Source organism: Myxococcus sp. CA051A (genome assembly GCF_013336705.1).
Taxonomy (GTDB): Bacteria; Myxococcota; Myxococcia; order Myxococcales; family Myxococcaceae; genus Myxococcus; species Myxococcus llanfairpwllgwyngyllgogerychwyrndrobwllllantysiliogogogochensis.
Genome location: NZ_JABUMS010000007.1, coordinates 250,207 through 274,473, shown reverse-complemented (window position 1 = coordinate 274,473; position 24,267 = coordinate 250,207). Strand labels below are relative to the sequence as shown.

The following is a 24,267-nucleotide window of genomic DNA, read 5'->3' as shown; positions in this document are numbered from 1 at the left end:
GCACCCTAGCCTGTTCCCGGCCCCCTGGGGCGGTGGCGTTCGACGGCTGAACACTCGGCGGGAGCGGTGGCCCGCCTCGCTGGGAGGTGGCCGGGGCACGGTCCAGGCGTGAGCGTCACGTCGTGGCCTACCTTCGGGGGAGACGGGTCCAAGGACCCCCAGCCGGAGTACGAGTCATGACGCGAAAAACGATGTCCAGTCGGTGGAAGCGCATCGCCCTGGCCGCCCCGGTGTTGGCGGCACTGGCGGCGCCCACCGCGGGTCTGGCGAGGGACCCCCAGCAGAACACGGCGGAACAGGAGCAGTTGGAGATAGATTTGGACCGCACGGGCAACCTCGCCGGCAACGTCCCCCCGCTCAACGTGGGCGGCATGATTGGCGCCGACGTCACGCCCACCCAGGGCATGACCCGCATCGTCCAGGGGCCCGACGTGGACCTGACGCCAGACCCCAAGCGCACCCGTCAGATTGAGGGCGACGTCGTGGCGCTGGAGGGCAGCGTCCTCTACGTCCAACCCGACGAGGGCGCGGTGGTGCCCCTGAGCCTGGAGGCACTCAGGCTGAAGCAGACTCCCGAGGAGGGCCGGCGTGTGATTGCCGACTACCAGGTGGAGAACGAGACGCAGAACATGGCGACGGCGCTCGCGGGCGAGAAGAAGTGAGCCACGGTCGCCTCATGAAGCAGTTCGGGGGAGCCGCCACGGCAGGCGGTCCTCCCCCGAAGCTCCCGACGTGTTGAACTACTTCTTCTGGGCGCCGACGACGGTGTCGGGCCGCGCGTTCTCGCCGAACTTGCCGGCCGTGTAGTCGCGCGCCATCTGCTCCAGCGTGACGTGCGGCACCTTCTTCGCGTGGCCGGCCTGACCGAACTGCTTCATCCGCTCCTCGCAGATGGCCTGCATGGCCGCGCGCGCGGGCGTCAGGTAGTAGCGCGGGTCGAACTCCTCCGGCTTGGCGAAGAAGGCCTTGCGGATGGCGCCGGTGATGGCGAGCCGGTTGTCGGTGTCGACGTTGATTTTGCGCACGCCCGCGCGGATGCCGCGCTGAATCTCCTCCACCGGCACGCCGTAGGTCTCCTTGATGCGACCGCCGTTGGCGTTGATGATGTCGCACAGCTCCTTGGGCACGGAGCTGGAGCCGTGCATCACCAGGTGGCAGTTGGGGATCTTCTTGTGGATCTCCTCGATGCGGCTCATGGCGAGCACATCACCACTGGGCTTGCGGGAGAACTTGTAGGCGCCGTGGCTGGTGCCCATGGCGACGGCGAGCGCGTCGATGCCCGTGCGGTTGACGAAGTCCACCGCCTGGTCCGGGTCCGTGAGGAGCTGCTCCAGCGTGAGCTTGCCCTCGGCGCCGTGGCCGTCCTCCTTCTCGCCCATGCCGCTCTCGAGCGAGCCCAGCACGCCCAGCTCACCCTCCACCGACACGCCGAAGCGGTGGGCCACGTTGACGACTTCGCGCGTGACGGCGACGTTGTACTCGTAGGTGGAGGGCGACTTGCCGTCCTCTTCCAGCGAGCCGTCCATCATCACGCTGGTGAAGCCCATGCGGATGGCGCTGATGCAGGTCTCCGGCGAGTTGCCGTGGTCCTGGTGCATGACCACCGGAATCTCCGGGTAGAGCTCCACCGCGGCCTGCATCAGGTTCCGGAGGAACAAGTCATTGGTGTACTTCCGCGCCCCGCGCGACGCCTGGATGATGGCCGGGCTCTGGGTGGCGCGAGCGGCCTCCATGATGGCCTGGATCTGCTCCATGTTGTTGACGTTGAGCGCGGCGACCCCGAAGTTGTTGGCGGCGGCGTAGTCGAGCAGGGGACGCAGGGCGATGAGCGGCATGACTGTGTCTCTCCGTGGCGGTTGTTTCGAGTAAGTGCGGCGCCTGAGTTAGCACGGACGCGCCCGAGGGCGCCGCCAAAAGCTCGCCGGACGCGTTCCCCAGCCGACGCTGTCAGCGGGCGGTCACTGGGTGCAATTGGACCAGCGGGGGCAGGCGGTCCGCGCGCTCCAGCAGGCGGGGCTTGGGACGCACCGCGACAGGCACCCGGGACTCGGTGAGCAGCTCCAAATCGAACACGTTGTCCCCGAAGGCGGCATACAAGGGCCGCTCGGTGCGCGCTCTCAGACACGTCACCTTCCCGGGGCCGTAGGGGATGGGGGCGATGACGTCCGGCAGCACCGTGCCGCCCGAGGACTGGGGGGTGCTGGCGATGACGTGCTCGGAGGGGATGCCCACCACGCGCGCGGCGGCCTCCACGACGGCGAGCGGCGAGGCGCTCACCACGTAACAGGGGACGTCATTCTCACGGGCCCAGTCCACCACGCGGCGCACCTCCGGGTGGACGCGCTCGGCCACGCCGTGTGACTCCACCACGCCGCGAGCAAAGGCGCGCAGCTCCTCCACCTCCCAGCCGGCGAACAGCCACGTCGCCATCTCGCAGATGTCGTGCTCGGCGATGCGGCCGGCCTGAAAGGCGGTGAACAGCCTGCGGGCCAGCGTGCTGTTGCTGCCCTCCAGCTCCAGGCCGTGCGCGGCGGCCACCTGCTCCATCCGGGGGCGGGCCGCGTCGCGCACGGCGTCGCGCCCCGTCACGGCCATGAACAAGTCGTCCCCGACGTCACCGCTCCACAGCGTGCCGTCTCCGTCGAACGCCAGGAGGCCCCCCGGCGTGGCCCGCGCCTCGCGAGCGATGCGCTCCAGCGTCTGCTCCACGTGCTCCATCTTCATGGCGTGACATCCTGGCCGGACGCCTTCGCGTGGCCAACCCCCGTTGATTCACCGAAGGATTTTTCGAGGCTCCGTTCACTCTCCAGCAGCGCGGGGAATTGAAACGTCCAAGGGGGGACGTTTCACGCCGTTGGGGGAACACGCTTGTCCAATCTCAACCTGAAGGTCCTTTCTGGGGAAGGGCCGGATGTACGAGAGGGTGCGTCCGAAGTCGCGTCAGGAGGGGCTCGCTCGGGGGAGGAGTTCGTCCGGGGGCGGGGCATCCGGTTGATCCGCGAGGATGGCACGGCCTTCCTCGACGCGGCTTCCGGCACCTTCAACGTGCCTCTGGGGTACGACCATCCGGAGGTGACGAACGCCGTGATGGAGCAACTGCGGCGCATGGCGCACGCCAGCTCCTCGTTGATGGCGGGGCAGGCGAAGCAGGTGCTCTCGGAGCTGCTCGCGCATGCGCCCGCGCACCTGACGGCCGGGTGGATGCGAGACATCACCGGCTCCACCGCCAACGAGTGCGCGGTGCAGGTGGCGCAGAAGGCCACGGGGAAGACGGACATCCTCAGCCTCTTTCTCTCCCACCATGGACAGACGCAGTTCACCACGGCGATTTCGGGCAACGCGTTTCGTCGCAAGGGCTTCCCGGAGTCGGTGTCACCGCACTCGGTGAAGGTGCCGGCACCGTACTGTTATCGCTGCTTCTACAAGGCGAAGTACCCCGGCTGCGGGATGCTGTGCGTGGAGCGCATCAGCGACTTCGTCGAGTACGCGAGCAGCGGCTCGGTGGCGTGCATGCTGGTGGAGCCCGTGCTGGGCAACGGCGGCAACGTGGTGCCTCCCCCCGGCTACTTCCAGGCGCTCAACAAGCTCTGTGAAGAGAAGGGCATCCTCCTCATCGCGGATGAGGTGCAGACGGGGATGGGGCGCACCGGGCACCTGTTCGCGTCGGAGGCGCTCGGCTTCAAGCCGAACATCGTCACGCTGGCCAAGGGCCTGGGCGGCATCGGCATCCCCGTGGCGGCGGTGCTCTTCGAGGGCGCGCTGGATGTGATGGAGAGCCACGAGCACTCCTTCACCTCGGGGTGCAATCCGCTGGCGCTCACCGCGGCGTCCGCGACGTTGAAGGCGATGACGTCCGGCCACCTGCTGGCCACCGTGCGGCGCAACGGAATCGTGTTGGGAGAGCTGCTGGGGCAGCTCGCCACGCGCTATCCGTGCATCGGCGACGTGCGGGGCCTCGGGTACATGTGGGGCCTGGAAATCGTGCGCGCGGATGGCTCGCCGGACGTGGAGAAGACGCTGGCGCTCATCCGCGTGGCGGGTGAGCGACACCAACTGGTGCTGCGCGGCTCCCGCTACAGCTTCGGCAACGTGGTGAAGGTGCGGCCTCCGCTCATCGCGACGCAGGACGACCTGGAAGAAATCGTCGCGCGGCTGTCACGCGCGCTCGCGGACGTGGGCTGAGTCGGGACTCGAGGGGGAGCACATGAGGGCAGTGGTGTACACGACAGCCTGGGAGCTGGAGCTGCGCGAGCGTGCCGAGCCGTCCGCGCCCGTGCACGACGAGGTGATGGTGCGCGTTCGCGCCACCGGCATCTGCGGCACGGACCTGGGCATCATTGGCGGCGAGTACGCGGCGAAGCCCGGTGTGGTGCTGGGCCACGAGTCCGCGGGCGAAGTCGTCGCCGTGGGCCCCTCCGTGCGCCACGTCCAGGTGGGGGACCGCGTCGTCATCGACCCGACCTTCCACTGCGGCCAGTGCCGGCTGTGCCGCACCGGACGGCAGAACCACTGCCAGCGCAAGGGTGAGACGGAGACGGGCGTCAGCGCCGACGGCACCATGGCGCCGCTGCACAAGACGACGGAGCGCTTCCTCTACACGCTGCCCGCGCACGTGGGCTTCGAGGAGGCCAGCCTCACCGAGCCGCTGAGCTGCGCCGTCACGGGCGCCAACCAGCTGCGCCTGCGTCCGTCGCTGCGCACGGTGGTGCTCGGCGGTGGGCCCATGGGCGTGTTGTACGCGTGGGTGCTGGCGGGCCTGGGGTTGACGGGCACGTTGGTGGAGCGCTCGGCCGCGCGGCGGGAGCTGTGCCGCGAAGTGGTGGACCGGCGCTGGACGGTGGCGGAGTCCCTGGACGAGGTCTGCGCACGCCACGCCTCGGATGCGACGCCGCTGGACGTGGTGGTGGACACCACGGGGCGACTGGCGGGTGAGGCGCTGACGAAGCTGTCTCGCGGCGGGCAGCTGTTGCTGGTGGGCCTCAAGCGACACGAGGTGGCGCTGGACGTGGGTGGTATCGCGGACCGCAGCCTGTCCGTGCAGGGCTCCATCGATTCGCTGGATGGCAGCTTCGCCACCGCGCTGCACCTCATCGCCTCGGGCGTGGTGCCCGCACGCCGGCTGGTGTCGCACCGCCTGCCGCTGGCGTCGTTCCGCGAGGGACTGGCGCTGGTGGGCTGTGACGTGGGCGCCCGGCGTCAGGGCCCTCCCGCCGGCGCGCTGAAGGTCGTCCTCCAACCCTGAAGCCCGAGCGAGGCGCACATGATTCACGGACTGCTGATTGAAGGCACGGACTACGCGGGCAAGACGACGGTGTGCAAGCTGTTGGGCGCGCGCCTGACGGCGGCGGGGCTGCCGGCGCGGCTGGGGCATTGCTACGTGTTCGACATGCCCATCCTCGACCACTTCCTGGCCGAGGCGAAGCGCACGCCGGACCTGCTTGAGATTGACTGGTTCTACTCGGCGAACATCCTGCTCGACCTGGCGCGCTGTCACCGCGGGTTGCCGTCGGGCTTCCTCGTCCAGGACAGACACTGGCTCAGCCAGGTGGGGCGCAACCGCTTCTTCCACCCGGATGTGTCGGGGCTGCCCAGCCAGCTCATCTGGGATGAGCACCTGCCGTTCGCGTTCAACTACTACCTGACGTCCACGCCGAAGGCGAAGCGGGAGCGGGCGCTGCTGCGTCCCTCCAAGTCGGTGCGTGACACGTACCTGCGCGACAACCCGGAGCGGCACCAGGCCTACGACGAGTACCTCGTGTCGCTGCTGCCCGCCGAGGAGCGCTGGACGGTGGTGGACACCAGCGAGCTGCGGCCGGAGCAGGTGGCGGAGCGCATCGCGACGGACGTGCTGCGCCGACTGCATGCGGAGGCCCCGGCGCAGGTGCGGCCGGTGGTGGCTCGCTAGGTGGCCAGGGCGGGGGAGCGGCGCAGCGCCAGGAAAGGGCAGGCAATGCAGGCACGGGAAGGCACCATGGAAGTGCTCGTCATCGGCAACAACACGGTGGACATCGTCTTCTCCACGCGCGACGCGCTGGTGACGGACGGCAAGGTGCAGGCGGACGGGCTGCGCTTCTTCGGAGGCGGGCAGGGCGCCAACGTCGCGGCGATGCTGGGCGCGCTGGGCGTGCGCACGCGCTACTTCGGCGTCTTCGGGGGCGGGGACTTCGGGCGGCTGGCGCGCGGCTCGCTGGTGGAGTCCGGCGTGGTGGTGGAGGGCAGCCTCACGGTGGCGGACTGTCCGCAGCACTCGGCCGCCATCATCGTGGACACCACGCACGGCACGCGCTCGCTGGTGATGCACAAGGACGCGCGGCTGCGCATGGACGGCATCCCCGCGGACGCCGCGCCGCTGGAGCAATGCGGGCTGGTGTATCTGGACGGGCACGAGCCCGCCTTCTCGCGGGCGCTGGCGAGGCGCGCGCGGGCCCAGGGACTGCCGGTGCTGGCGGACGCGGAGGTCGCGGAGGAGGCACGGCCGCTCTTGCCGTACCTCACGAGCCTGGTCGCGCCGGGCAAGGTGCTGCGCGAGCTGACGGGGGAGCGCGAGCTGTCCGCCGCCGCGCGCACGCTGCTGGCCGGGGGACTGCGCGTGGTGGTGGGGACGCTGGGCGCGGAGGGCTGCGAGGGGTGGACGGCGCAGGGTGAGCACCACCGCGTCGCGGCGGAGCGCTGCGAGGTGGTGGACACGACGGGAGCGGGGGACGCGTTCCACGCGGGCTACATCGCGGCGGTGCAGGCGGGGCATGGCTTTGGTGAGGCGCTGCGCTTCGCGACGAAGGTGGCGGCGGTGAAGTGCGGCGTCCCGGGGCCGCGCGCGGGAGTGGACCGGCTGGCGCTGCTGGGTGTGGGACTGGGCACGAGCGGGGGCGCGTCTCTGTCGCTGCTCTAGCGGCGGCGGGGACACGGGGGGCTGGCCATGAAGGTCATCGTCACGGGGGCGAGCGGATTTCTGGGGCGCAGGGTGATGCGCGCGCTGTTGATGGAGGGCGTCCAGGCCCAGGGGACCTGGAGCACGACGCCGCGCCAGGGGCTCATGCGCCTGGACATCACCGACGCACGCGCCGTGGACGCGGCCTTCGTGGAGGGCGGCTTCGACGTGTGCATCCACGCGGCGGCGCGCTGCAACCTGGACGACTGCGAGCGTCACCGGTCCGCCGCGACGAGCATCAACGTGGGAGGCACGGGCCACGTGGTGGAGGCGTGCCGACGCACGCGCACGCGGCTGCTCTACGTGTCCACCGACCATGTCTTCGATGGTGCCCCCGCCCGCACGTACGTGGAGACGGACGCACCCCGGCCGCTCCAGCACTACGGCGTCACCAAGCGCGAGGGGGAATTGCTGGCGCTGACGCTGGAGGACGCGCTGGTGCTGCGCGTGCCGTTGCTCTACGGCCTCACCGGCCCGGACGAGAAGTCCACCTTCGTCACGTCCACGCTGGAGCACTTGTCCACGGGCCTGCCCGTGTACGTGGACGGCGAGCAGGTGCGCTACCCGGTGCTGGTGGACGAGGTGGCGGGACTGCTGGCGCGGCTCGCGGGCGGCGGCGTGCGCGGCGTGCTGCACTTCAGTGGCGCCGAGGCCACCACCAAGTACGCGTGGGCGCGGCGGCTGGCCCATGCCTTCAACCTGGATGTGTCGCTGGTGCGCGCGCGCAAGGAGTCGTCGCTCGCGGTGCGGCCTCGGGACAACCGCCTGGTGTCCACGCGACTGACGGCGCTGGGACTGAAGACGCCGTTCTCTCTCTCCGAGGGACTGGATGTCCTCCGGCACCAGCGGGAGGCGGGCCTGTGAGCGGCGCGCGAGCCGAGGGCGACTGGCGCGGGGTGGTGCGCGACGTGCGCGTGTCGGGCAGTCGCGTCACCAAGCGCGCCACGCATGGGCGCGACAAGCTGCTGCGTGAGGTGGCGTGGCTGCGCGAGCTGCCTCCGCGCGCGGCGGAGCGTTTCCCTCGAGTGCTGGAGGTGCGCACCGGCGCGGACTGGGCCGAATACGACATGGACTTCTGTCCGTGGCCGGAGCTGTCGCGCGTGCTGGTGGACGGCACGCTGACGGTGGGTGAGGCCGTGAGCGGCACGCGGAGCATCGTGTCCTTCGCCTTCGACACGCTCTATGCGGACCACCACCGTCCCGCGCCCGAGGGCTTCTTCCACGCCAGCTATGTGGACAAGTACTGGCGTCGCGCGAGCGCGGGCCGGGGGCTGTCCGCCCGCTTCGACCGGCTGTGCGCCGCGGGGAGCCTGGACCTCAACGGCCGGCTTCACCGGAGCGCGGCCGAGCTGGTGCGTGAGCTGGAGCGAGACACGGCGCTGCTCGCGCGATTGCATCCTCCCCGGGTGGGACGGTTCCACGGCGACTTCAAGTTCGACAACGTCCTGCTGGAGCCGGCCACGGGTCGCTTCCTGTTGTTGGACCCGAGGGGCTCGACCGCCACGGGGGACTCCGACAGCGACTACCTGGAGGACCTGGCCAAGCTGCGCACGTGCACGAGCGGCCTCTACGATTTGGCGCGCGCTGGCGCGGCCCGGGTGTCCGAGGAGGAAGGGCGCCTGTCGTGGGAGTGGGCCTTGTGGGCGCGTCCCGCCCTGGAGCGCTTCGCCGCGCTGGATGTGTGGCTGGGTGAAGAGCTGCCCGCGCGGGCACTGGCGCGAGGGGACACGGATTGGCGCGTGCGGTGGGACTTCGTCACGCCGCTGCTGCTTCTGGCCAACGCGCCGTTCCAACTGGCGCCGGTGACTCCTCGCACCGAGGACATCGCGCTGGTGCTGCATGCCACGGGCGTGCGGCTGCTCGCGGAGGCGCTGGAGCGTCACGGCACCCGGGGTGCGGAGGTGTCGCGATGACGCGCGTCGCGAAGAAGCGCTCAGTCCCGCGAGGCCGCGTGGAGGAAGCCGGGCAGCACCGCCCGCAGGCCCGCGATGACGGCGGCGGCCACGAAGGCGTGCCCCACGGAGACGAGCGTGGGGCGCACGGCGCGAATCAGCGGAGACAGGTGGCGGCGGTCCAGGTCATGCGCCGCATTGACGTCCAGTCCGTGCTCGCGTGCGCGGTCCGCGGCGCGCGACAGGGCCTCCAGCGCGCGCTCCTGCGTGGGCGTGCCGAAGCCCTCCACATAGTCGCGACAGTTCAGTTCCACGGCGGCGACGCCGGCACGCGCGACCAGGTCCACGGCCTCTGGCTCCGGGTCCACGAACACGGAGATGCGCGTGCGGCCTCGCAGCGTCTGGGCCCAGTGCGCCAGCCGGGGCTGGTCGTCCTCGGGGCGCCAGCCGCGCTGGGTGGTGAGGTGTTGGGCCTCGAAGGGTGTCACCACCCAGCAGCCGACGCCGGGGGTGCGCTCCAGCAGCGCGCCGAGGTCCTCGCGCAGGTCTCCGCCGACATGCAGCGTGGCGTGGCCTTCGCGCACGGCGTCCAGGGCGGCGAGCGCGGTGATGTCGTGGGGCTTCACGTGCCGGTGGTCGGACCACTGGTGGACCATCAGCGCGCGGCAGCCGCCTTCGATGAGCGTGCGCGCGGCCTCCGTCAAATCAGGCACGGCGCCGCCGCGCGACGAGCGCAGCAGGGCGACCTTGTTGAGACCCACGCGCAGCAGGGGTGTCGGCACAGGGGCACGCATCGACGGACCTCCGGGTTCCAGGGGCCCATCCTCGCATGGCCGCCGTGTCGTGTGTCTCCCACGTCTCTTCCGATTCAAGCGGCCCGAGTCCTGGCCGCGCCAGGTGCAGCACGCAGCACGTAGTGAAACGCAGACACCTCAAGGAGCAACACCATGAACAAGCCCCGTAGCGTTGCCATCAAGCTGTCCGCCGACACCATGAAGTGCGTCGTCGGTGGTTCCATCTCCACCATCCCGGGTCCCGTCGTCACGCTGCCCGGCCCCATCGTCACGCTGCCCGGTCCCATCGTCATCGGGCCGGGCCGCGTCTTCCCGGTGCTGTGATTGCCGGGTGAAGGCTGACCGCGTGAGCCGTTGAGGCTCATGCAGGGGAGGCGCGGGCCACTGAACCCGGCTCGCGCCTTCCTTCCTCTTCTCGCTTCTGGTGTCGCCGCCCTCATGACTCAGCCCTCGCGTGACGAACTGATGAACCTGCTTGGCGTGGACCTTGGCCACCTGCTGGCGCTGGAGTCGCTGACGCCCGCAATCGAGGCCGCCGTGTTCCTGTCCGGCTCCCTGGTGGAGGGCATGGGCAATGCCTTCTCCGACATCGACGTGTTCGTCGTCGGCGGAGGCGAACCGACGGGTACCAGCCTGCACAAGGCCGGGGACGCGCTCTTCTCCGTGCACATGCTCGGCAAGCGCCGCGTGGACTTCGAGTACTGGAGCGAGGCGTCGGTGGAGGTGCTCGCCGCGAAGCTCGCCGCGTTGGACCTGAAAGAAGGCGGGCGGGACAACGTGATGATGGAGCGGCGGATGACGGAGGACGAAATCGTCTTCCTGCACCGTGTGCGCACGGGGGTGGCGCTGATGCATGACGGCCGGCTGGACAGGCTGCGCTCGCGCTTCGACTTCCGTCGCCTGTCGCGGTGGCTCTTGGAGGTGAAGATTCGCGAGGTCGACGACGCGCTCGAGGACCTCTACGGGATGATGGAGCAGCCGGACGTGGCGCTGATGCGCGCGCGGGAGTTGCTCAACTCCACCTGCGACGCCTTCTGTCACTACCGGGGTAGCACGAACATCCGGCGCAAGTGGCGCACACGCATCCTGGGGCAGTTCGTCGCGAGTGGGGACGAAGAGGCGCGCAAGTTCGAGCAGCGCTTCTGGGAACTCCAGTTCCCGGATGGCGCGCGGCTGCGTCAGCGTCCGGAGGATTTGAAGACCTATCTGGAGACATGCATCCGGCTGTGCAACCAGCTCACGGATGTCATCGAGGAATGAGCGCCATGGATTTGGACACGCTCGTTCCCGTCACGCACCTGCGTGTGCGGCGCCGTCGAGCCGAGGGGCAGGTGCACCTCATCCTCGACAACTACTACTTCGATTTGGACGAAGGCACCGACGCCGTCTGGCGCGCCTGTGACGGCGTGAGGACGGTGGCCCAGGTGGCGGAGGCGCTGCACAGCGAGCGGGGCTGGGCGCTGGAGCTGGCCCGGTCCATCACCCGCGACACGCTGAGTGCCTTCGCCGAGCAGGAGCTCGTCTCGCTCGTCGCCCACCCTTCCACAAGCAACCCATCCGCAGGCGGTGAAACCCATGAGTGACAACAACGGCCACCTTCCCATCATCGGACGTGCCTGGCATCCCTCTACCCGTGAGCCGGGGCCGCTCTTGCCGGCGACTCGACTTGCCCTGGCGAACTGGGTGCGCCCGGAGGGACTGGCGCGGCGTGAGCTGGTGCTCGGCGCGGCGGAGGGTGAGCCCTGGGAGGTGATGACCATCGACAGCGAGAGCGCCGACCAGGCGTGGCGCGTGATTCAGTTGTTGGATGGCAAGCGGACCCTGGCGGACATCGCGAAGGAGACGCGGCTGGGGCTGGAGCTGGTGTCGTCGGTGGCGCAGGACCTGTATCACCGCGCGGTGCTGGTGCAGACGAGCGGGCTGGAGGTGGATGCGCTGACGTACTACGAGCACCTGCGCTCGCTGGCGGGCATCGCGCAGCAGCGCTGGGGGCCGTCGTCGATGCTGCGTCGGTTCTGGACGGGGCCGGTGTCGCGGCGTCTGGCGGTGGGCTACCTGCTGGAGAACTACCACTTCGCGGCGGCGGCCTCGTCGCATCAGAGCGCGGCGGTGGCGTCGCAGCCGACGGAGCGGCTGAAGACCATCCTGAGCGAGCACCTGTCGTTCGAGTACTGGCATCACGCGTGGTTGAAGCGCGGGTTGCTCGCGGCGGGATTGACGGAGGCGGACCTGGAGCGCGCGTCGCCGCTCATCGCGATGCAGGCGCTCATCAACCACCTGCGCTGGCTGGGGATGGCGGACCCGCTGTCGTATTCGGCCTGCATCGGCGTGGGAGAGGGAGACCCGACGGCGCTGGCCACGGTGGGGAAGTTCTGGGAGCGCTTCACGGAGCACGCGGTGTTGCCGGTGGAGGCGTTCGGGCCATTCCGGGACCACGACGTGGGGGATTGCAGCGACGACCATGACCAGTTCGGTCGCGAGCCCTTCGCGGACGCGGGCCCGCTCACCGCGGCGGACCAGGCGCGCATCCGGCGACGGCTCATCACCTTCTGCCGGCTGACGATGGCCTACCACCGCGAGCTGCTCGACTTCTACGGCCCGGAGGAAGGGCCGACGGTTTTCACCGTGGAGGACTGAGTCCACCCGAGATGAGTGTGCTAGCGGACTCCGTTGAGGTCTCCCCGCTGGACGCGCGCCGCGTGTCCGGCGTGCTGCGCATTCTGCCGGATGAGGTGCGCCGACACTTGATGAAGACGGGACGCATGCGCGAGTACGTGTCGCAGGAACTCGTCGCGAATCGGGGTCAGCCTTGCGACACGGTGCGCCTGGTTCTTGAGGGCATGTTGGTGATGGGGCACCTGGGTGCCAATCACGGGGCCTTCCTCCGGGTGACGCATGTGGCGGCGGGCGAGCTGTATGGCGCGCATGCGCGTGAAGACGGAGCGACGCACGGCTTCGACGTCGTGACGGGTGGAGGGACGCGCGTGCTGGAGGTGTCCGGCGCGGACTTCCGGGAGGCGTTGGCGCTGGACGAGACGGGTGGGCTGACGGCGCTGCTGTGTCCCGCGTTGCGCCGGGCGCTGCTCGACTTGTTCGGGGACGATGTGGAGCCGGAGGGTGTGCTGCGGCTCGCGGCGTGCTTCCGGGAGGGCACGGTGCCGGAGGGCACGGTGTTGATGCCGGCGGGAGCGACGGCGGCGGAGTGGTGGGTGTTGAGGCAGGGCTCGGTGCGCTATGGCGAGCGGGCCCTGGGGCCGGGCGAGGACTTCGCGTTGGATGCGCTGCTGCTGGACGCACCCGTCTTCGCGGCGGCGACAGCGCTGGAGACCAGCACCCTGCTGTCCGCTCCCAGAGGCGCCGCGGCGGAGGTGTTGCTGCGCTTCCCGGGCGTGCGACGCGCGCTGGGTCGACGTGTGGCGAGGAGCAGCGCGCAGTTCAATCGCTGGCCGCACGTGGTCCTCACGGACGTGAATGCTCCACCCGAGGCACCTCCCGAAGAGGAGTCCTCGATGGAGCTGCCGGAGCGCCCCACGGCCGCGTCGCCGTGGAAACAGGTGCCGTTCTATCGGCAGCAGGAGCACATGGACTGTGGTGCCGCGTGCCTGCGGATGGTGGCGCGGTACTACGGGCACGAGCTGGACTACCCGTCGCTGATGAAGCTCGCGGGTGTGAGCCGGTATGGCACCAGCCTGTTGGACTTGTCGCGCACGGGTGAGCAGCTCGGGTTCATCACCACGGGCGTCCAGGCGGACTGGGAGCTGTTGCGCTCGGTGGACCTGCCGGCCATCGCGCATCTTCAAGACCGGCACCACTTCGTCGTCGTGTGGCGAGTCACCCGCAAGGGTGTCGTCGTGGGAGACCCGTCGTTCTCCACGCGCTTCATTCCGAAGGAGGAGTTCCTGCGCTCCTGGCGTGGGGTGCTGTTGTTGCTCAAGCCGTCGGACCGGATGGCGACGGCGGTGGCGGCGCTTCCGCCGAAGCAGCAGGAGAAGTCCGCGCTGGCGCGCTTCTCCGTGTTGCTGCGCCCGTACCGAGGGGTCATCGCGGAGCTGGTGGGTCTGTCGTTGTTGTTGCAGGTGCTGGCGCTGGCGTTTCCACTGGGAAGCCAGGTGGTCATCGACCGGGTGTTGATGCGGGCGGATGCGCAGCTGCTCGATGTGTTGTTGGCGGGGTTGGTGGGCACGGCGCTGTTGTCGGGAGTGCTGGCCTTCGCGCGGAGCTATCTGGTGCTGGAGGTGTCCACGCGAATCGAACGCGACGTGGTGGAGACGCTCTATCGACGGGTGCTGGACGGGGCGTCGGGGTTGTTTCAGCGCTTCACGACGAGCGACATCCTGAACCGGTTCATGGAGGTGGGGCTGATTCGAGGCTTCATCGTGGACAACGCCATCGCCATCACCATCGATGTGGCCCTGGTGTTGAGTACGGCGGGGGTGTTGATGATGTACTCGCCGACGCTGGCGGTGCTCGCGCTGGGGTTGATGCCGCTGCACCTCTTGGTGTCGGCCGTGGTGGGCCGCTGGGTGCGGAACCACACGGTGGCGTACCTGTCACAGCATGACCTGTACCAGACGCACCTGATGGACTCGTTCAAGGGCTTCGAGTCGCTCAAGGCGCATGCGCTGGAGTTGCCGTTCCTGCGCACGATGCAGCGCTTGCTGGCGCCGTCGCTGCAGCATGGCTTCAAGGCCTCGATGCACGGGGCGATTGGCGCGAGTGTGTCGCAGACGTTGGACCTGGTGGGCAGTGCGTTGGTGTTGTGGGTGGGCTCGCGCGCGGTGTTGCGGGGGGAGCTGACGGTGGGAGCGCTCATCGCGGCGACCTTGTTCGCAAGGCAGATGAGTGGGCCGGTGGTGCGACTGGCGACGCAGTGGCGGGACTACCAGCGGGTGCAGGCGCATCTGGAGCGAGTGGGTGCGGTGCAGGACGTGGCGGGGGAGGGGGACAAGCGTGCGTCGGCGGTGCTGGAGCTGCCGCAGGTGAAGGGGCACATCCGCTTCCGGGGGGTGAGCTTCCGCTATGGGCTTGGCCGTGAGTCCAACACATTGGAGCGGCTGGACCTGGAGTTCGCGCCTGGGGAGGTGGTGGCGCTGGTGGGGCCATCGGGGTGTGGAAAGAGCACGCTGGTGCGGCTGCTGCTGAGGTTGCATGACCCGAGCGAGGGGACGGTCTCGATTGATGGGTACAACCTGCGGGACGTGACGCCGGAGTCGGTGCGTGGGCAGATAGGGATGGTGACGCAGGAGACGCAGCTGTTCTCCGGGACGGTGTTCGACAACATCGCCTGTGGGCGTCCGGTGACGGAGGAAGCGGTGGTGCGGGCGGCGAGGCTCGCGGGGGCGTATGACTTCGTCACGGAGCTGCCGTATGGGTTCCAGACGCTGGTGGGGGAGCGTGGGTTGACGTTGTCGGGGGGACAGCGTCAGCGGGTCATCATCGCTCGAGCGTTGGTGACGGACCCACGCATCCTCATCTTCGACGAGGCGACGGCGGCGCTGGACCCGCTGGCGGAGCAGGCGATTCATGACCGGCTGCGCGACATCGTCCGGGGGCGCACCACGCTCATCATCAGTCACCGGCTCCAGACGTTGCAGCACGCGGACCGCATCGTGGTGATGAACGAGGGACATATCTCCCAGATGGGGACGCACGAGTCGCTCATGTCCGCGCAGGGCAAGCTGTACAGCGCGCTCGCGCAGGCGACGCCGAATTGGAAGCGCCATGGCGCGGAGGGTGCTCATGGCGGTGACTGAGAATGGGGCGGGGGCTCGGCGCCTTGTTGGGAAGGCTCCATGGCGCGGAGGGTGCTCATGGCGGTGATTGAGGACACCTATCGGGAGTTGTTGCCGGTCCTCGACTTTCCTCGGACGCGCCGCGTGCTGCGTGGGCTGTATGCGGTGTGCGCGGCGCTGGCGCTGCTGGGTTTCGGTGCGCTGTTCTTCGTCGAGATGGATGTGGTGGTCCGGGGCCAGGCCGTGGTGGCTCCCGTGGGGGAGACGGCGCGAGTGCAGGCGCCGCGCTCCGGTGTGGTGTTGGACATCGCGGTGCGCGAGGGACAGCAGGTGGAGCAGGGAGCGGTCCTACTTCGACTGGACGATGCGCAGGTGCGCTCGCGGGTGAGGTTGCTGGAGCAGCAGGTGGTGGAAGCGCGCTCGCGGGTGGTGATGCTGGAGGCGCTGGTGGCGTCGCGGACGGAGTCGTTCGGGATGCAGGTTCGCGTGCGCAAGGCGACGGCGTTGGAGACAGCGGCTCGGCTGGAGGCGGCGCGAGCGCTCATCCACGCGAAGGAGCGTGAGGCGGAGGCGCGCTCAAGGGATGCTCGGAACGCTGAACATCTGCGCGAGAAGGAATTCGTCGCCTCGGTGGAAGCGGAGAACGCGTCCGTGCAAGCGGAGGTGGCGCGCTCGCAGGTGGTGGCGGCGCAGGCCTCCGTGCGCGAGCTGGAAGCGAGCCTGGGGCGATTGGAGTTGGAGCAGCGTGGGCTGGAGGGTGACTCCCGCGTGGCTTCGCTCTCTGATGGAGCTGCGCTGTCGGCGGCGAAGGTGGAGTTGGAGCGCTACACGGGGGAACTGGAGGAGACGCGATTGGAGGCCGCGCGGCTGGAGGTGGTGGCGCCGCGAGCGGGCACGGTGCAGGGGTTGACGGTGTTCGACCGAGGGGACGTGGTGCAGGCGGGGAGTGTGCTCGCGCTGGTGGTGCCATCGGAGGATGGGCTCGTGCTGCGCACGGTGGTGGCATCGGAGGGCATCGCCTTCCTGCGAGACGGGCAGCCGGTGCGCATCAAGCTGGACGCGTATCCCTTCCAGGACTTCGGCGTTCTGTTGGGGGAGCTGTCGCGAATCGCGGGGGACACGACGCGGCGGCAGGAGGACACGCTGGGCGCCGCGCCCTATCGCGTCGACGTGAAAGTCCCCGGTGAGCCCCGCTCCACGGCGGGAGTGCCCGTGCGGCTGCGTCCGGGGATGACGGGCACTGCGGAATTCGTCGTGCGACGCGAGCGGCTCATCTCCGCGCTGATGCGCCCACTGCGCGGCGTGGACAGCCTGGGTCACTGAGTCGCTACTGCTGCACGGAGAGGATCCGCCAGCCTGTGACATCAATGGCGTAGGTGGCGCCGATATCCAGCAGCGGAGGCCCGCCGAACGTCGAGGCCTATCCGGGTCGAACCCTCATGAACGTTCCGTTGAAGGCGTCGGCTGGAGGCATGGACAGAGACTCCGCACGCGTGGCACTACTGCTCAGGGTGGAGTCCTGGTGGGGGAGTGCGCATGGCTGAGAGCGGCGTGGACAATGACTTCGCCGTCAGTGGCGAAGTCGCGCAGTCGGTGGCTCAGCGATTCGTCCGCGGACTGAGACGAAGGTGGCCCAAGCTCGTGTGTAGCCAGGCTTGGAGAATCCTTTTCGAAGAGGGACGGATCCCGAACCCTTTCCCTCGGTACATCCTGGTCTCCAAAGACCTGGAGATGCAGAAGTGGGCAAGTGTGGAAGGCGCTGTTCTCGACGAGAACGGTGAGTGCGCCGTCGGCATCTACTTGCTTCCACTCGTAGATGGTGGCGTCGACATCGACCTCATCACCGCCGAACCTGTCCCTGATGCCTTCACGGAGTTCGTCCTCGGGTGCCTCTGCTCCGCGATTGTCTCTGGGTATCGACTGAAGCAACTGCGCATGCTTCGGGACCGGGGTCATCTGGTTGCGAATCGATACGCTGTGGAGGTCCCCGCGGAGCCCGTGTGGTTGAAGACCGCGATTCGACTCTGCGCGGAGAAACAGTGGCCCGGAGTCGTCGTGGACGAGCATGCCGTCACGGTGGAACCCTTCTGGTCGATGACCGTGTCCACACCGGAGCCACGGCGGACGACGACCTTCTTCTGTGAAGCCCCGTCACAGGGACGCAGTGGAGTGTTGGTGGGAGTGAAGTTTCCTCCGGGCACCACCCGCGAATGGCGCGGTTCCGCCCAGGCCGTGCTGTGTGAAGCCGTGGGGATGTGGCACCGGGTCTTGTTCCGAGGCAGGAAGCCGCCGCACGAAGTCTTCACCGCTCCACCGGGAGAGCCTGTCCTGGAGGAGGGTGTGGTGACCTTCCAGGGAACAGGAGGGTCATTCGCGGGCGTGAAGAAGGACACTCCAGTCGCGCAGGAGTTCCGCCCCATCAACTTCAAGGACTTCTGGGACCGATTGCACCGTGCCGCGGAATCGTGCCGTCAGCTTGGGGAGATGCTGGTGACGGAGACGCTCCCTCCCTCTCTGCGCTTCGACTTCAAGGCCGCGGAGTGGCCGCCCGAGAAGGATGGCCGCGTGAAGTTCCTGGGAGGCCGGCTCCTGCGGCCAGAGGTGCTGATGGGAGTGGAGGAGAAGCAGGCCGCCCGTTACCTCTGGGTGGATGGGAAGGCCCCTGTATGGGTGAACCTGAAGGTCTGCGCCGTGGACGAGCACCACACGTACATTCAAGTGCTCTTCAATCCCGACCGGCTCACCAACGATGACACGCGCCTGATGTACCAGCAGGAAGGCTATCCACCGTTCTCCACAAGGGGTCCTCCAGGTGGTGCGCCAGACAGGAAGGTGTCGCTCCCGCCGCGAAAACCCATCAAGAGGAGCACCCATGATTGAACTCGCCGAAGGCAATCTCCTTCAAGCGGACGTCCAGGCGCTCATCAACGCCGTCAACACGGAAGGAGTGATGGGCAAGGGCATCGCACTCCAGTTCAAGCGGGCCTTCCCCGCGATGTTCAAGGAGTACGAACGCGAGGCGAAGGCAGGTCGCCTCGAGACGGGCCGCGTCCATGTCTTCGACCTGGGAGCGCTGAAGGGCCCGCGGTGGATCATCAACTTCCCGACGAAGCGGAGCTGGCGCCAGCCTTCGCGCCTGGAGTGGATTCGCACGGGCCTCGAGTCCCTCGTCGAGGAGGTCCAACGCCAGGGGATTCAATCACTGGCCGTTCCCGCCCTGGGCTGCGGAAACGGAGGCCTGGCGTGGACGGAGGTCTTCCCCCTCATCCAGGAGTCCTTCGCGCGAATCCCCTCCGTTCGGGTGCTCGTCTATCCCCCGGCTGACGCCCCCGTTCCCTGAGGCCCCTCGCGGCCCTTCGTGTCGGACCAGAGCCAGCCCCTCAGTTCTTCGCCCCGCTCCCGCGCGCCTCATTCAGTGCGCTCAAATCCACCAGCCCGTTGATGTCCGAGGTGGGGATGAAGCCCAGCTCCTGCGCATGCTTCGCGGCGGTGCTCAGCGCAGTGGGCACCGGGTCCAGACTCGGCTCCAGTCGTGAGAACGCACCCTGCAGAATCGCCGGCTGCAATGGCTTCTGCGTCAGCTTCCCGAACGCCTGGTTCACCTCCGCCGTGAAGCCCTTCGGGTTCTGCTGCCACCGCTCGGTCAGCTTCACGTGCGCGCGCAGCAGCGCCACGATGCGCGGACGCTGCGTCTCCAACACCTTGCGCGTCGTCACTATCACCGTGGTGGGAAAGCGCCCCTCCGGCCACAGCGTCTTCTCATCCACGAGAATCTGCCCGCCGCCCTCCGGCTCCAGCAGCATCCGCGTGCCCCAGGGCTCCGGCACCCACGCGCCCTCGATTCCTCCCCGCAGGTACTGCACCAGGATGTCCGAGTTCGTCAGCGGCACAATCTGCACGTCACCCTGTCCATCCAGGTTCGTGCTCAAGCCCTGTTGCTTCAGCCAGTGGCGCAGCGCGATGTCCTGCGTGTTGCCAAGCTGGGGCGTCGCGATTTTCTTCCCCTTCAGCTCCGCCGCCGACTTCGCCGTGCGCGTCACCAGCACCGCCCCGCCATTCACCGCGCCCGCGATGATGCGCAGGTCCTTGCCCGCCTTGAGGTACGTGTTGATGGCGGGCCCCGTGCCCACGTACGACACGTCCAGCGAGCCGCCCACCAGCGCCTCCATGGCCGCGGGCCCCGCGTTGAACTGCTTCACCTCCAGCTTCCCCACGCCAGGCTCCGCCGCGAAGGCGCCCTCGGCGTTGCCCACCAGCGCCTGCGCATGCGTGATGTTGGGGAAGAACCCCATGCGCAAGGGCGCGTCGGCACCGCCAGACGCGTCACGCTTGCAACCGACCCCCAGCCCCATGAGGCCAGCGAGCACGAGGACAGCCAGGGAACGAAACGCGCGCATAGGCACCCAGAAGAGGGACGGCGGGACGGGTTGGCAACGGGTGTCGAAGCACAAGCGTCGGGCGCTTCACGTCCCACGCCTCACAGCGTGCCTTCCAGCCCCCACCGACGCCGCAACCGCCCCTCCACCGTCTGGAAGAAGACACGGTCCACGGTGATGCCAATGAGGATGATGGCCACCATCACCGCCATCACTTGAGGAACATCCATCAACTCACGCCCCACCGTGAGCAGTTGTCCCAGGCCCCCCGAGACGAACAGCAGCTCGCCAGCCAGCAACGCGCGCCACGCGAAGCTCCACCCCAGCTTGAGCCCCGTGACGATGCCCGGCAGCGCCGCCGGCAACAACACGCCGAACTGGAAGCGCAGGCCGCGAACGCCCAGCGTGCTGGCCACTCGCAACAACTGCGGGTCCACGCCCTGCACGCTGTCCTCCGTGGCGATGGCGATGCCCAGCACACTGCCCATCACCACGACGAAGAGGATGGACGTGTCCGTCAGCCCGAACCACAGGAGCGCCAGCGGCAGCCAGCAGATGGACGGCAGCGCCTGCAACCCCATCACCACCGGCTTCACCGCGTTGCGGAAGAATGCCAGCCGCGCCATCAGCAGGCCCAGGGGAACGCCGATGGCCACCGACATCAGATAGGCACGGCCCAGTCGCCCCAGGGAGCGCAGCGTGGCATCCAACAGCCGCCCGTCGACCGCCATGCTCCACAGGCTCTTGGCCACCGTCACTGGCCCGGGGAAGAGGTACGGAGACCAGATGCCCAGCCGGGACAGGCCCTCCCAGGCGCCCAGCAGCAACAGCATCAGGCCCAGCTTCTGCCCGTAGTTCTTCAAGGGGGCATCGCGCTTCATGGCTCACCTCACGGGCCGAGGCAGTCCCGACGCGGGCAGCGTGTGGGTCGACGCCGTCGTGGACGAGGTTGCCCTCGGCGGTGTCGCTTCCGGCAGGGCGTTTCGCTCCACCTCGCGCAAGAGGCCCTGGACATGGCGGACCATCTCCGTGAGCGCCGCGTCCTCCGGGTGGCGCGGCATGGGCAGGTGGACCTCCAAATCCCTCACGATGCGTCCCGGCCTCGGCGCCATCAGGACGACGCGGGTGCCCAGCATCAGCGCCTCGTGCACGTCGTGCGTGACGAACACAATCGTCTTGTGGGTGCGCATCCAGATGGACTGAAGCATCTCCTGCATGTGGATGCGCGTCTGCGCGTCCAGCGAGCCGAAGGGCTCGTCCATGAGCAGCACCGTCGGGTCCACCGCGAGCGCCCGCGCCAGGCTGGCGCGCATCTTCATCCCGCCGGAGAGCTGGTGCGGCAGCGTCTCCTCGAAGCCCTGGAGCTGCACGCGTCGGATGTACTGGTCCGCGCGCTCCTTGCGTTGGGAGCGCGGCACGCCTCGCGCGGCCAGGGCGAAGGTGATGTTTCCGCGCACCGTGAGCCACGGGAAGAGGGCCGCCTCCTGGAACATCAGGAGCCTGTCCGGCCCGGGGCCTCGGATGCGTTGTCCATCAATGGACACCGTGCCGCCGGTGGGCTGCACATGGCCGGCCAGCGCGTAGAGCAGCGTGGACTTGCCGCAGCCCGAAGGACCCAGAAGGCAGACGAGCTCCCCCGAGCGGACGTTCAGGTCCACGTCCTGGAGCGCCACGACCTTGTTGGCGTAGCGGTGGCCCAGCTGGGTGACGGAGATTTTCGCGTGGTCGGCCTCCACGTGCGCTGGCCGGAGCAGGCGCAGCGAGCTTCGCCATCGGCCAAGGAGGGCACGCAGCATCGGCCACAAACTAGGCACATGTGGGCAGGGCGGAAGGGGGTGGCGAGCCGCTTCGAGAGCGCTCGCCATCCTGCTTCCTCGTCCAGCAACCAGGGAGGCCCGGTGCTTGGACGTGGGTACAAGCACTTCGTGACCTCGGCTTCTGAAACGTAGGGACTCCGGAGGCGCTTGCTTCCGGTGCCCGCCCGGCTGTCCCGGACCGGAGGGCAGGTGTGGGGGTTCCCTTGGAGAGAGACCTGGGGGAATCTCCCGCCAATGCACCTGGGGAAATACGAACTCGTCCGCAAGCTGGCGACCGGAGGCATGGCGGAGGTGTTCCTGGCGAAGGCGGCCGGGCCCGGGGGCTTCGAGAAGACGCTGGTGCTCAAGCGCATCCTCCCGCATCTGGCGGAGGACCCGTCCTTCGTGGAGATGTTCCTCGGCGAAGCGCGGCTCGTCGCGGGGCTCAACCACCCGAACGTCGTCCAGATTTTCGACTTCGGTGAAGCCGAGGGCAGCTACTTCCTGACGATGGAGCTCATCGACGGGCCCAACCTGCGGCGCTGGCAGCGACAGGCCGCGACGCGAGGGCAGCCGCTGGCCCCCGGCATCTGCGCCAAGGTCGTGGCGCAGGCGGCGGAGGGCCTCGCCTTCGCGCATGAGTTCGCGGACCCGACGACGGGCCAGCCGCTCGGGTTGATTCACCGCGACGTGAGCCCGGACAACATCCTGGTGTCCCGGCAGGGCGCGGTGAAGGTGGTGGACTTCGGCATCGCCAAGGTGGCGGGACAAAAGCACCGCACGCAGACCGGCATCGTGAAGGGCAAGGTCGCGTACATGCCGCCCGAGCAGGTGCGGGCGGACCCGCTGGACCGGCGCGTGGATGTGTATGCGCTCGGCGTGGTGCTGTACGAGCTGCTCACGGGACGTCTGCCCTTCGATGGGCCCTCGGAGCTGGCGATGATGCAGGCCATCGTCTCGAGCGAACCGGTGCCCGTGAGCCGTCATCGCAAGGATGTTCCCAGCGCCCTTCAAGCCATCATCACCCGGGCGCTGCACAAGGACCGCGAGGACCGCTACGCGGACTGTCGCGCGCTTCATGCGGACCTGGAGCGCTTCGTGTTGTCCCTGGGCGAGCCGGTGGGCGCGTATCAGATTGCCCAGGCCGTCGGGCAGGTGGTGGAGGAGCGCCTCGTTCCGACGCCCGCGCCGATGTCGTCTCGGCCCGAGCTGCGGGACGCTCGGGTGGAGACGCCCGAGCGCACGGTGCCCTCCGGCCCCTCACGAAGGCAGCACCCCGAGACACAGGACCCGCCCGCTCCCTCGGTGTTCGAACAGGACACGGAGCAGCGTCCTCGCTCGGAGGCGGGCGCCGCGCGGAAGAAGAGGCTCGTGCCGGTGGCGCTCGTGGGTGCGGCGCTGCTCGTCGCGGGGGGTGGTTACGCGCTGCTCGGAGGAACTCCGTCCCCTGTGCCCCAGGCTCAGCCGGGAGCGGCGACGCAGGCACCAGGGGCTACCGCGCTCGTGGCCGCCGCGCCCACGGTCCCCGCGGACACGAAGGACACGAAGGGCGTGGAGGAGAAGCCGGACGAGGCCGAGTTGGAGGCCCAGCTCGCGGTGAAGCGGGAGCAGGACGAAGGGCCCCCCGACACAGACGACTTCGACCTGCTCGCGCCCGTGGTGCCTCCCGCGAGTGACAATCATGTGGAGAGCAAGGAGCCCGCGTCACCAGCGGTGAAGCGCGCGCTGGGCTCGGTGGAGTTTCGCATCCGCCCCTATGCCGTCGTGTATCTCGACAAAAGGCTGCTGGGCGAAACACCGCTCGCCGTCATCGACGTCCCGGCGGGCATCCATACCGTGACGGCCTCCAACCCGCGATTGGGGAAGAAGGTGACGCGCAGCTTCGAGGTGAAGGCGGGCGTGGCCAATGTCTTCAAGCTCAATCTGTTGCAGGAGGACTGAGCCGAGATTCATCCCGCGTGGCGGGCGGCGGGACGGAGCGCTTACGGCTCATCTTTCGCGGCGGCGGCGGGCTGCTCGGATGGTGGCGGAGTCGCGGGCTTGTCTTTCGGGCCCATCACCGTATCCAGCGCGGAGCCCAGCGCCGAGCCGACATTCTTTCCCAGCGAGGAGCCCGCGGCGCCCAGGCGCGAACGCAAGCCTGGCTTCGACTCGTGGATGGGCAGCGGCTTCGGCTCGGGCGTGGCGTCCGCCTGCTTCTCCACGGGCGCGGGCGCGACGGCCTTCGGCTCCTCGACGACGGGAGGAGGGGCCTCCACGGGCGCGGCCTTCGCGGACTCGGTGCCCTGCTTGAGCTGCACCTGCTTGCGCACCGACTCGAAGTCCCGCTCCACCTTGGGCGCCGCCGCGACAGGCAGCTTCGCCAGGGGCCGCAGTGTGAGGCCGGTGCGGAACTCCTCCAGCGCCTGCTTCCTGCGGCCCAGGTCCGCGAGCACCAGCCCCCGATAGAGCGCCACCTCCACCTGCTCGTCGGTGGTGGACGCGACCTGCTTCGCCTGCGTCAGCCAGTTGAGCGCCTTCTCGTACTCCAGCGACTCGTACAGCGTCCCCGCGCGCTCGATGCGGTGGCGGAAGAGCCCTGAAGAGTTCTCTGCGTCGGGGGGATTCGCGGTGGCCAGTCCCGGCGCGAGCCAGGCCCACAGCACCACCACCCAGGCCCCCCAGCTTCTCGGGTTCGTCGAAGCTTCCATGTCTGGCAAAGCTAGCACGGAGGCCGTGGACAGGAATCCACCCCCCTGGGGCGGCGAGC

At 68.8% G+C, this 24,267-nt stretch carries 23 protein-coding genes; 16 read left to right on the top strand and 7 right to left on the bottom strand.

The genetic code is table 11. From position 1 onward, the window contains the following. Positions 1-176: 176 nt before the first annotated feature. Positions 177-662 (top strand): hypothetical protein, encoded by a 486-nt coding sequence (locus HUA74_RS21805; RefSeq protein WP_174456065.1) that lies wholly within the window; start codon positions 177-179, stop codon positions 660-662. 78 nt (positions 663-740) lie between these two features. Here the strand turns inward: HUA74_RS21805 and fba are convergent, their stop codons facing one another. Both fba and HUA74_RS21795 read right to left on the bottom strand, forming a co-directional pair. After that, positions 741-1,835, bottom strand: coding sequence for a class II fructose-bisphosphate aldolase (gene fba / locus HUA74_RS21800; RefSeq protein ID WP_174456064.1), 1,095 nt, complete (start codon positions 1,833-1,835; stop codon positions 741-743). 112 nt (positions 1,836-1,947) lie between these two features. After that, entirely contained in the window at positions 1,948-2,724 is a 777-nt protein-coding gene (locus HUA74_RS21795) for an HAD family phosphatase (RefSeq protein ID WP_174456063.1), read from the bottom strand. A 144-nt stretch (positions 2,725-2,868) separates the two neighbouring features. Here HUA74_RS21795 and HUA74_RS21790 point away from each other — a divergent pair, with 144 nt between their 5' ends. The 6 genes from HUA74_RS21790 to HUA74_RS21765 are packed head-to-tail and all read left to right on the top strand — an operon-like array spanning position 2,869 to position 8,841. Then, positions 2,869-4,182 carry an aspartate aminotransferase family protein gene (locus HUA74_RS21790; protein WP_217443527.1) on the top strand — a complete coding sequence of 438 codons (1,314 nt, stop codon included), beginning with the start codon at positions 2,869-2,871 and terminating at the stop codon, positions 4,180-4,182. A 22-nt stretch (positions 4,183-4,204) separates the two neighbouring features. After that, complete coding sequence (locus HUA74_RS21785; protein WP_141641857.1) at positions 4,205-5,242, top strand: zinc-binding dehydrogenase; 1,038 nt, start codon at positions 4,205-4,207, stop codon at positions 5,240-5,242. A gap of 18 nt (positions 5,243-5,260) precedes the next feature. Continuing rightward, positions 5,261-5,905 carry a hypothetical protein gene (locus HUA74_RS21780; RefSeq protein WP_174456062.1) on the top strand — a complete coding sequence of 215 codons (645 nt, stop codon included), beginning with the start codon at positions 5,261-5,263 and terminating at the stop codon, positions 5,903-5,905. A 45-nt stretch (positions 5,906-5,950) separates the two neighbouring features. Further along, positions 5,951-6,889, top strand: coding sequence for a carbohydrate kinase family protein (locus tag HUA74_RS21775; protein WP_174456061.1), 939 nt, complete (start codon positions 5,951-5,953; stop codon positions 6,887-6,889). Between the two features lie 27 nt (positions 6,890-6,916). Further along, the gene (locus tag HUA74_RS21770; RefSeq protein ID WP_174456060.1) at positions 6,917-7,792 is read left to right on the top strand and encodes an SDR family oxidoreductase; all 876 of its coding nucleotides are present in this window, start codon (positions 6,917-6,919) and stop codon (positions 7,790-7,792) included. Then, positions 7,789-8,841, top strand: a complete 1,053-nt coding sequence (locus HUA74_RS21765) for a phosphotransferase (RefSeq protein WP_174456059.1) — start codon at positions 7,789-7,791, stop codon at positions 8,839-8,841. The genes HUA74_RS21770 and HUA74_RS21765 overlap by 4 nt, the downstream gene beginning before the upstream one ends. Before the next feature lie 20 nt (positions 8,842-8,861). Here the strand turns inward: HUA74_RS21765 and HUA74_RS21760 are convergent, their stop codons facing one another. After that, entirely contained in the window at positions 8,862-9,614 is a 753-nt protein-coding gene (locus tag HUA74_RS21760) for a pyridoxine 5'-phosphate synthase (protein WP_174456058.1), read from the bottom strand. 153 nt (positions 9,615-9,767) lie between these two features. Between HUA74_RS21760 and HUA74_RS21755 the strand changes: the two genes are divergently transcribed. The 8 genes from HUA74_RS21755 (at position 9,768) to HUA74_RS21720 (ending at position 18,686) form a co-directional block, all read left to right on the top strand. After that, positions 9,768-9,938 (top strand): hypothetical protein, encoded by a 171-nt coding sequence (locus tag HUA74_RS21755; protein ID WP_174456057.1) that lies wholly within the window; start codon positions 9,768-9,770, stop codon positions 9,936-9,938. A 114-nt stretch (positions 9,939-10,052) separates the two neighbouring features. Further along, a complete protein-coding gene (locus tag HUA74_RS21750; protein WP_174456056.1) occupies positions 10,053-10,874 on the top strand; it encodes a hypothetical protein in 822 nt (273 codons plus the stop codon). Between the two features lie 5 nt (positions 10,875-10,879). Beyond that, the gene (locus HUA74_RS21745) at positions 10,880-11,197 is read left to right on the top strand and encodes a hypothetical protein (RefSeq protein ID WP_174456055.1); all 318 of its coding nucleotides are present in this window, start codon (positions 10,880-10,882) and stop codon (positions 11,195-11,197) included. After that, entirely contained in the window at positions 11,190-12,251 is a 1,062-nt protein-coding gene (locus tag HUA74_RS21740) for a hypothetical protein (protein WP_141641865.1), read from the top strand. The genes HUA74_RS21745 and HUA74_RS21740 overlap by 8 nt, the downstream gene beginning before the upstream one ends. An 11-nt stretch (positions 12,252-12,262) precedes the next feature. Then, positions 12,263-15,367, top strand: a complete 3,105-nt coding sequence (locus HUA74_RS21735) for an ABC transporter transmembrane domain-containing protein (protein WP_174456054.1) — start codon at positions 12,263-12,265, stop codon at positions 15,365-15,367. Between the two features lie 39 nt (positions 15,368-15,406). Next, entirely contained in the window at positions 15,407-16,669 is a 1,263-nt protein-coding gene (locus HUA74_RS21730; RefSeq protein ID WP_174456053.1) for an HlyD family efflux transporter periplasmic adaptor subunit, read from the top strand. Positions 16,670-17,095: 426 nt separating this feature from the next. Beyond that, entirely contained in the window at positions 17,096-18,226 is a 1,131-nt protein-coding gene (locus HUA74_RS21725; RefSeq protein WP_174456052.1) for a hypothetical protein, read from the top strand. Beyond that, positions 18,219-18,686 carry a macro domain-containing protein gene (locus tag HUA74_RS21720; RefSeq protein ID WP_174456051.1) on the top strand — a complete coding sequence of 156 codons (468 nt, stop codon included), beginning with the start codon at positions 18,219-18,221 and terminating at the stop codon, positions 18,684-18,686. Before HUA74_RS21725 ends, HUA74_RS21720 begins: the two co-directional genes overlap by 8 nt. A gap of 40 nt (positions 18,687-18,726) precedes the next feature. Here the strand turns inward: HUA74_RS21720 and HUA74_RS21715 are convergent, their stop codons facing one another. The 3 genes from HUA74_RS21715 to HUA74_RS21705 all read right to left on the bottom strand — a co-directional run bounded on the left by HUA74_RS21715 (position 18,727) and on the right by HUA74_RS21705 (position 21,518). Then, positions 18,727-19,743: an ABC transporter substrate-binding protein gene (locus HUA74_RS21715; protein ID WP_174456050.1), complete on the bottom strand. Its 1,017-nt coding sequence runs from the start codon at positions 19,741-19,743 to the stop codon at positions 18,727-18,729. 80 nt (positions 19,744-19,823) lie between these two features. Continuing rightward, positions 19,824-20,603, bottom strand: a complete 780-nt coding sequence (locus HUA74_RS21710; protein ID WP_371745670.1) for an ABC transporter permease — start codon at positions 20,601-20,603, stop codon at positions 19,824-19,826. Between the two features lie 3 nt (positions 20,604-20,606). Continuing rightward, the gene (locus HUA74_RS21705; protein ID WP_254614001.1) at positions 20,607-21,518 is read right to left on the bottom strand and encodes an ABC transporter ATP-binding protein; all 912 of its coding nucleotides are present in this window, start codon (positions 21,516-21,518) and stop codon (positions 20,607-20,609) included. A gap of 255 nt (positions 21,519-21,773) precedes the next feature. Between HUA74_RS21705 and HUA74_RS21700 the strand changes: the two genes are divergently transcribed. Continuing rightward, positions 21,774-23,459 (top strand): serine/threonine-protein kinase, encoded by a 1,686-nt coding sequence (locus HUA74_RS21700; RefSeq protein ID WP_174456049.1) that lies wholly within the window; start codon positions 21,774-21,776, stop codon positions 23,457-23,459. A 41-nt stretch (positions 23,460-23,500) separates the two neighbouring features. Here the strand turns inward: HUA74_RS21700 and HUA74_RS21695 are convergent, their stop codons facing one another. After that, on the bottom strand, positions 23,501-24,208 hold the full coding sequence (locus HUA74_RS21695) for a tetratricopeptide repeat protein (RefSeq protein WP_174456048.1): 708 nt from the start codon (positions 24,206-24,208) through the stop codon (positions 23,501-23,503). Between the last annotated feature and the right edge of the window lie 59 nt (positions 24,209-24,267).

Bases quoted from the DNA above. Each gene is read 5' to 3' on its own strand.
- HUA74_RS21805 (WP_174456065.1), top strand. From the start codon at position 177: ATGACGCGAAAAACGATGTCCAGTCGGTGGAAGCGCATCGCCCTGGCC.
- fba (WP_174456064.1), bottom strand. From the start codon at position 1,835: ATGCCGCTCATCGCCCTGCGTCCCCTGCTCGACTACGCCGCCGCCAAC.
- HUA74_RS21795 (WP_174456063.1), bottom strand. From the start codon at position 2,724: ATGAAGATGGAGCACGTGGAGCAGACGCTGGAGCGCATCGCTCGCGAG.
- HUA74_RS21785 (WP_141641857.1), top strand. From the start codon at position 4,205: ATGAGGGCAGTGGTGTACACGACAGCCTGGGAGCTGGAGCTGCGCGAG.
- HUA74_RS21780 (WP_174456062.1), top strand. From the start codon at position 5,261: ATGATTCACGGACTGCTGATTGAAGGCACGGACTACGCGGGCAAGACG.
- HUA74_RS21775 (WP_174456061.1), top strand. From the start codon at position 5,951: ATGCAGGCACGGGAAGGCACCATGGAAGTGCTCGTCATCGGCAACAAC.
- HUA74_RS21770 (WP_174456060.1), top strand. From the start codon at position 6,917: ATGAAGGTCATCGTCACGGGGGCGAGCGGATTTCTGGGGCGCAGGGTG.
- HUA74_RS21760 (WP_174456058.1), bottom strand. From the start codon at position 9,614: ATGCGTGCCCCTGTGCCGACACCCCTGCTGCGCGTGGGTCTCAACAAG.
- HUA74_RS21755 (WP_174456057.1), top strand. From the start codon at position 9,768: ATGAACAAGCCCCGTAGCGTTGCCATCAAGCTGTCCGCCGACACCATG.
- HUA74_RS21750 (WP_174456056.1), top strand. From the start codon at position 10,053: ATGACTCAGCCCTCGCGTGACGAACTGATGAACCTGCTTGGCGTGGAC.
- HUA74_RS21745 (WP_174456055.1), top strand. From the start codon at position 10,880: ATGGATTTGGACACGCTCGTTCCCGTCACGCACCTGCGTGTGCGGCGC.
- HUA74_RS21740 (WP_141641865.1), top strand. From the start codon at position 11,190: ATGAGTGACAACAACGGCCACCTTCCCATCATCGGACGTGCCTGGCAT.
- HUA74_RS21735 (WP_174456054.1), top strand. From the start codon at position 12,263: ATGAGTGTGCTAGCGGACTCCGTTGAGGTCTCCCCGCTGGACGCGCGC.
- HUA74_RS21730 (WP_174456053.1), top strand. From the start codon at position 15,407: ATGGCGCGGAGGGTGCTCATGGCGGTGATTGAGGACACCTATCGGGAG.
- HUA74_RS21720 (WP_174456051.1), top strand. From the start codon at position 18,219: ATGATTGAACTCGCCGAAGGCAATCTCCTTCAAGCGGACGTCCAGGCG.
- HUA74_RS21715 (WP_174456050.1), bottom strand. From the start codon at position 19,743: ATGCGCGCGTTTCGTTCCCTGGCTGTCCTCGTGCTCGCTGGCCTCATG.
- HUA74_RS21710 (WP_371745670.1), bottom strand. From the start codon at position 20,603: ATGAAGCGCGATGCCCCCTTGAAGAACTACGGGCAGAAGCTGGGCCTG.
- HUA74_RS21705 (WP_254614001.1), bottom strand. From the start codon at position 21,518: ATGCTGCGTGCCCTCCTTGGCCGATGGCGAAGCTCGCTGCGCCTGCTC.
- HUA74_RS21700 (WP_174456049.1), top strand. From the start codon at position 21,774: ATGCACCTGGGGAAATACGAACTCGTCCGCAAGCTGGCGACCGGAGGC.
- HUA74_RS21695 (WP_174456048.1), bottom strand. From the start codon at position 24,208: ATGGAAGCTTCGACGAACCCGAGAAGCTGGGGGGCCTGGGTGGTGGTG.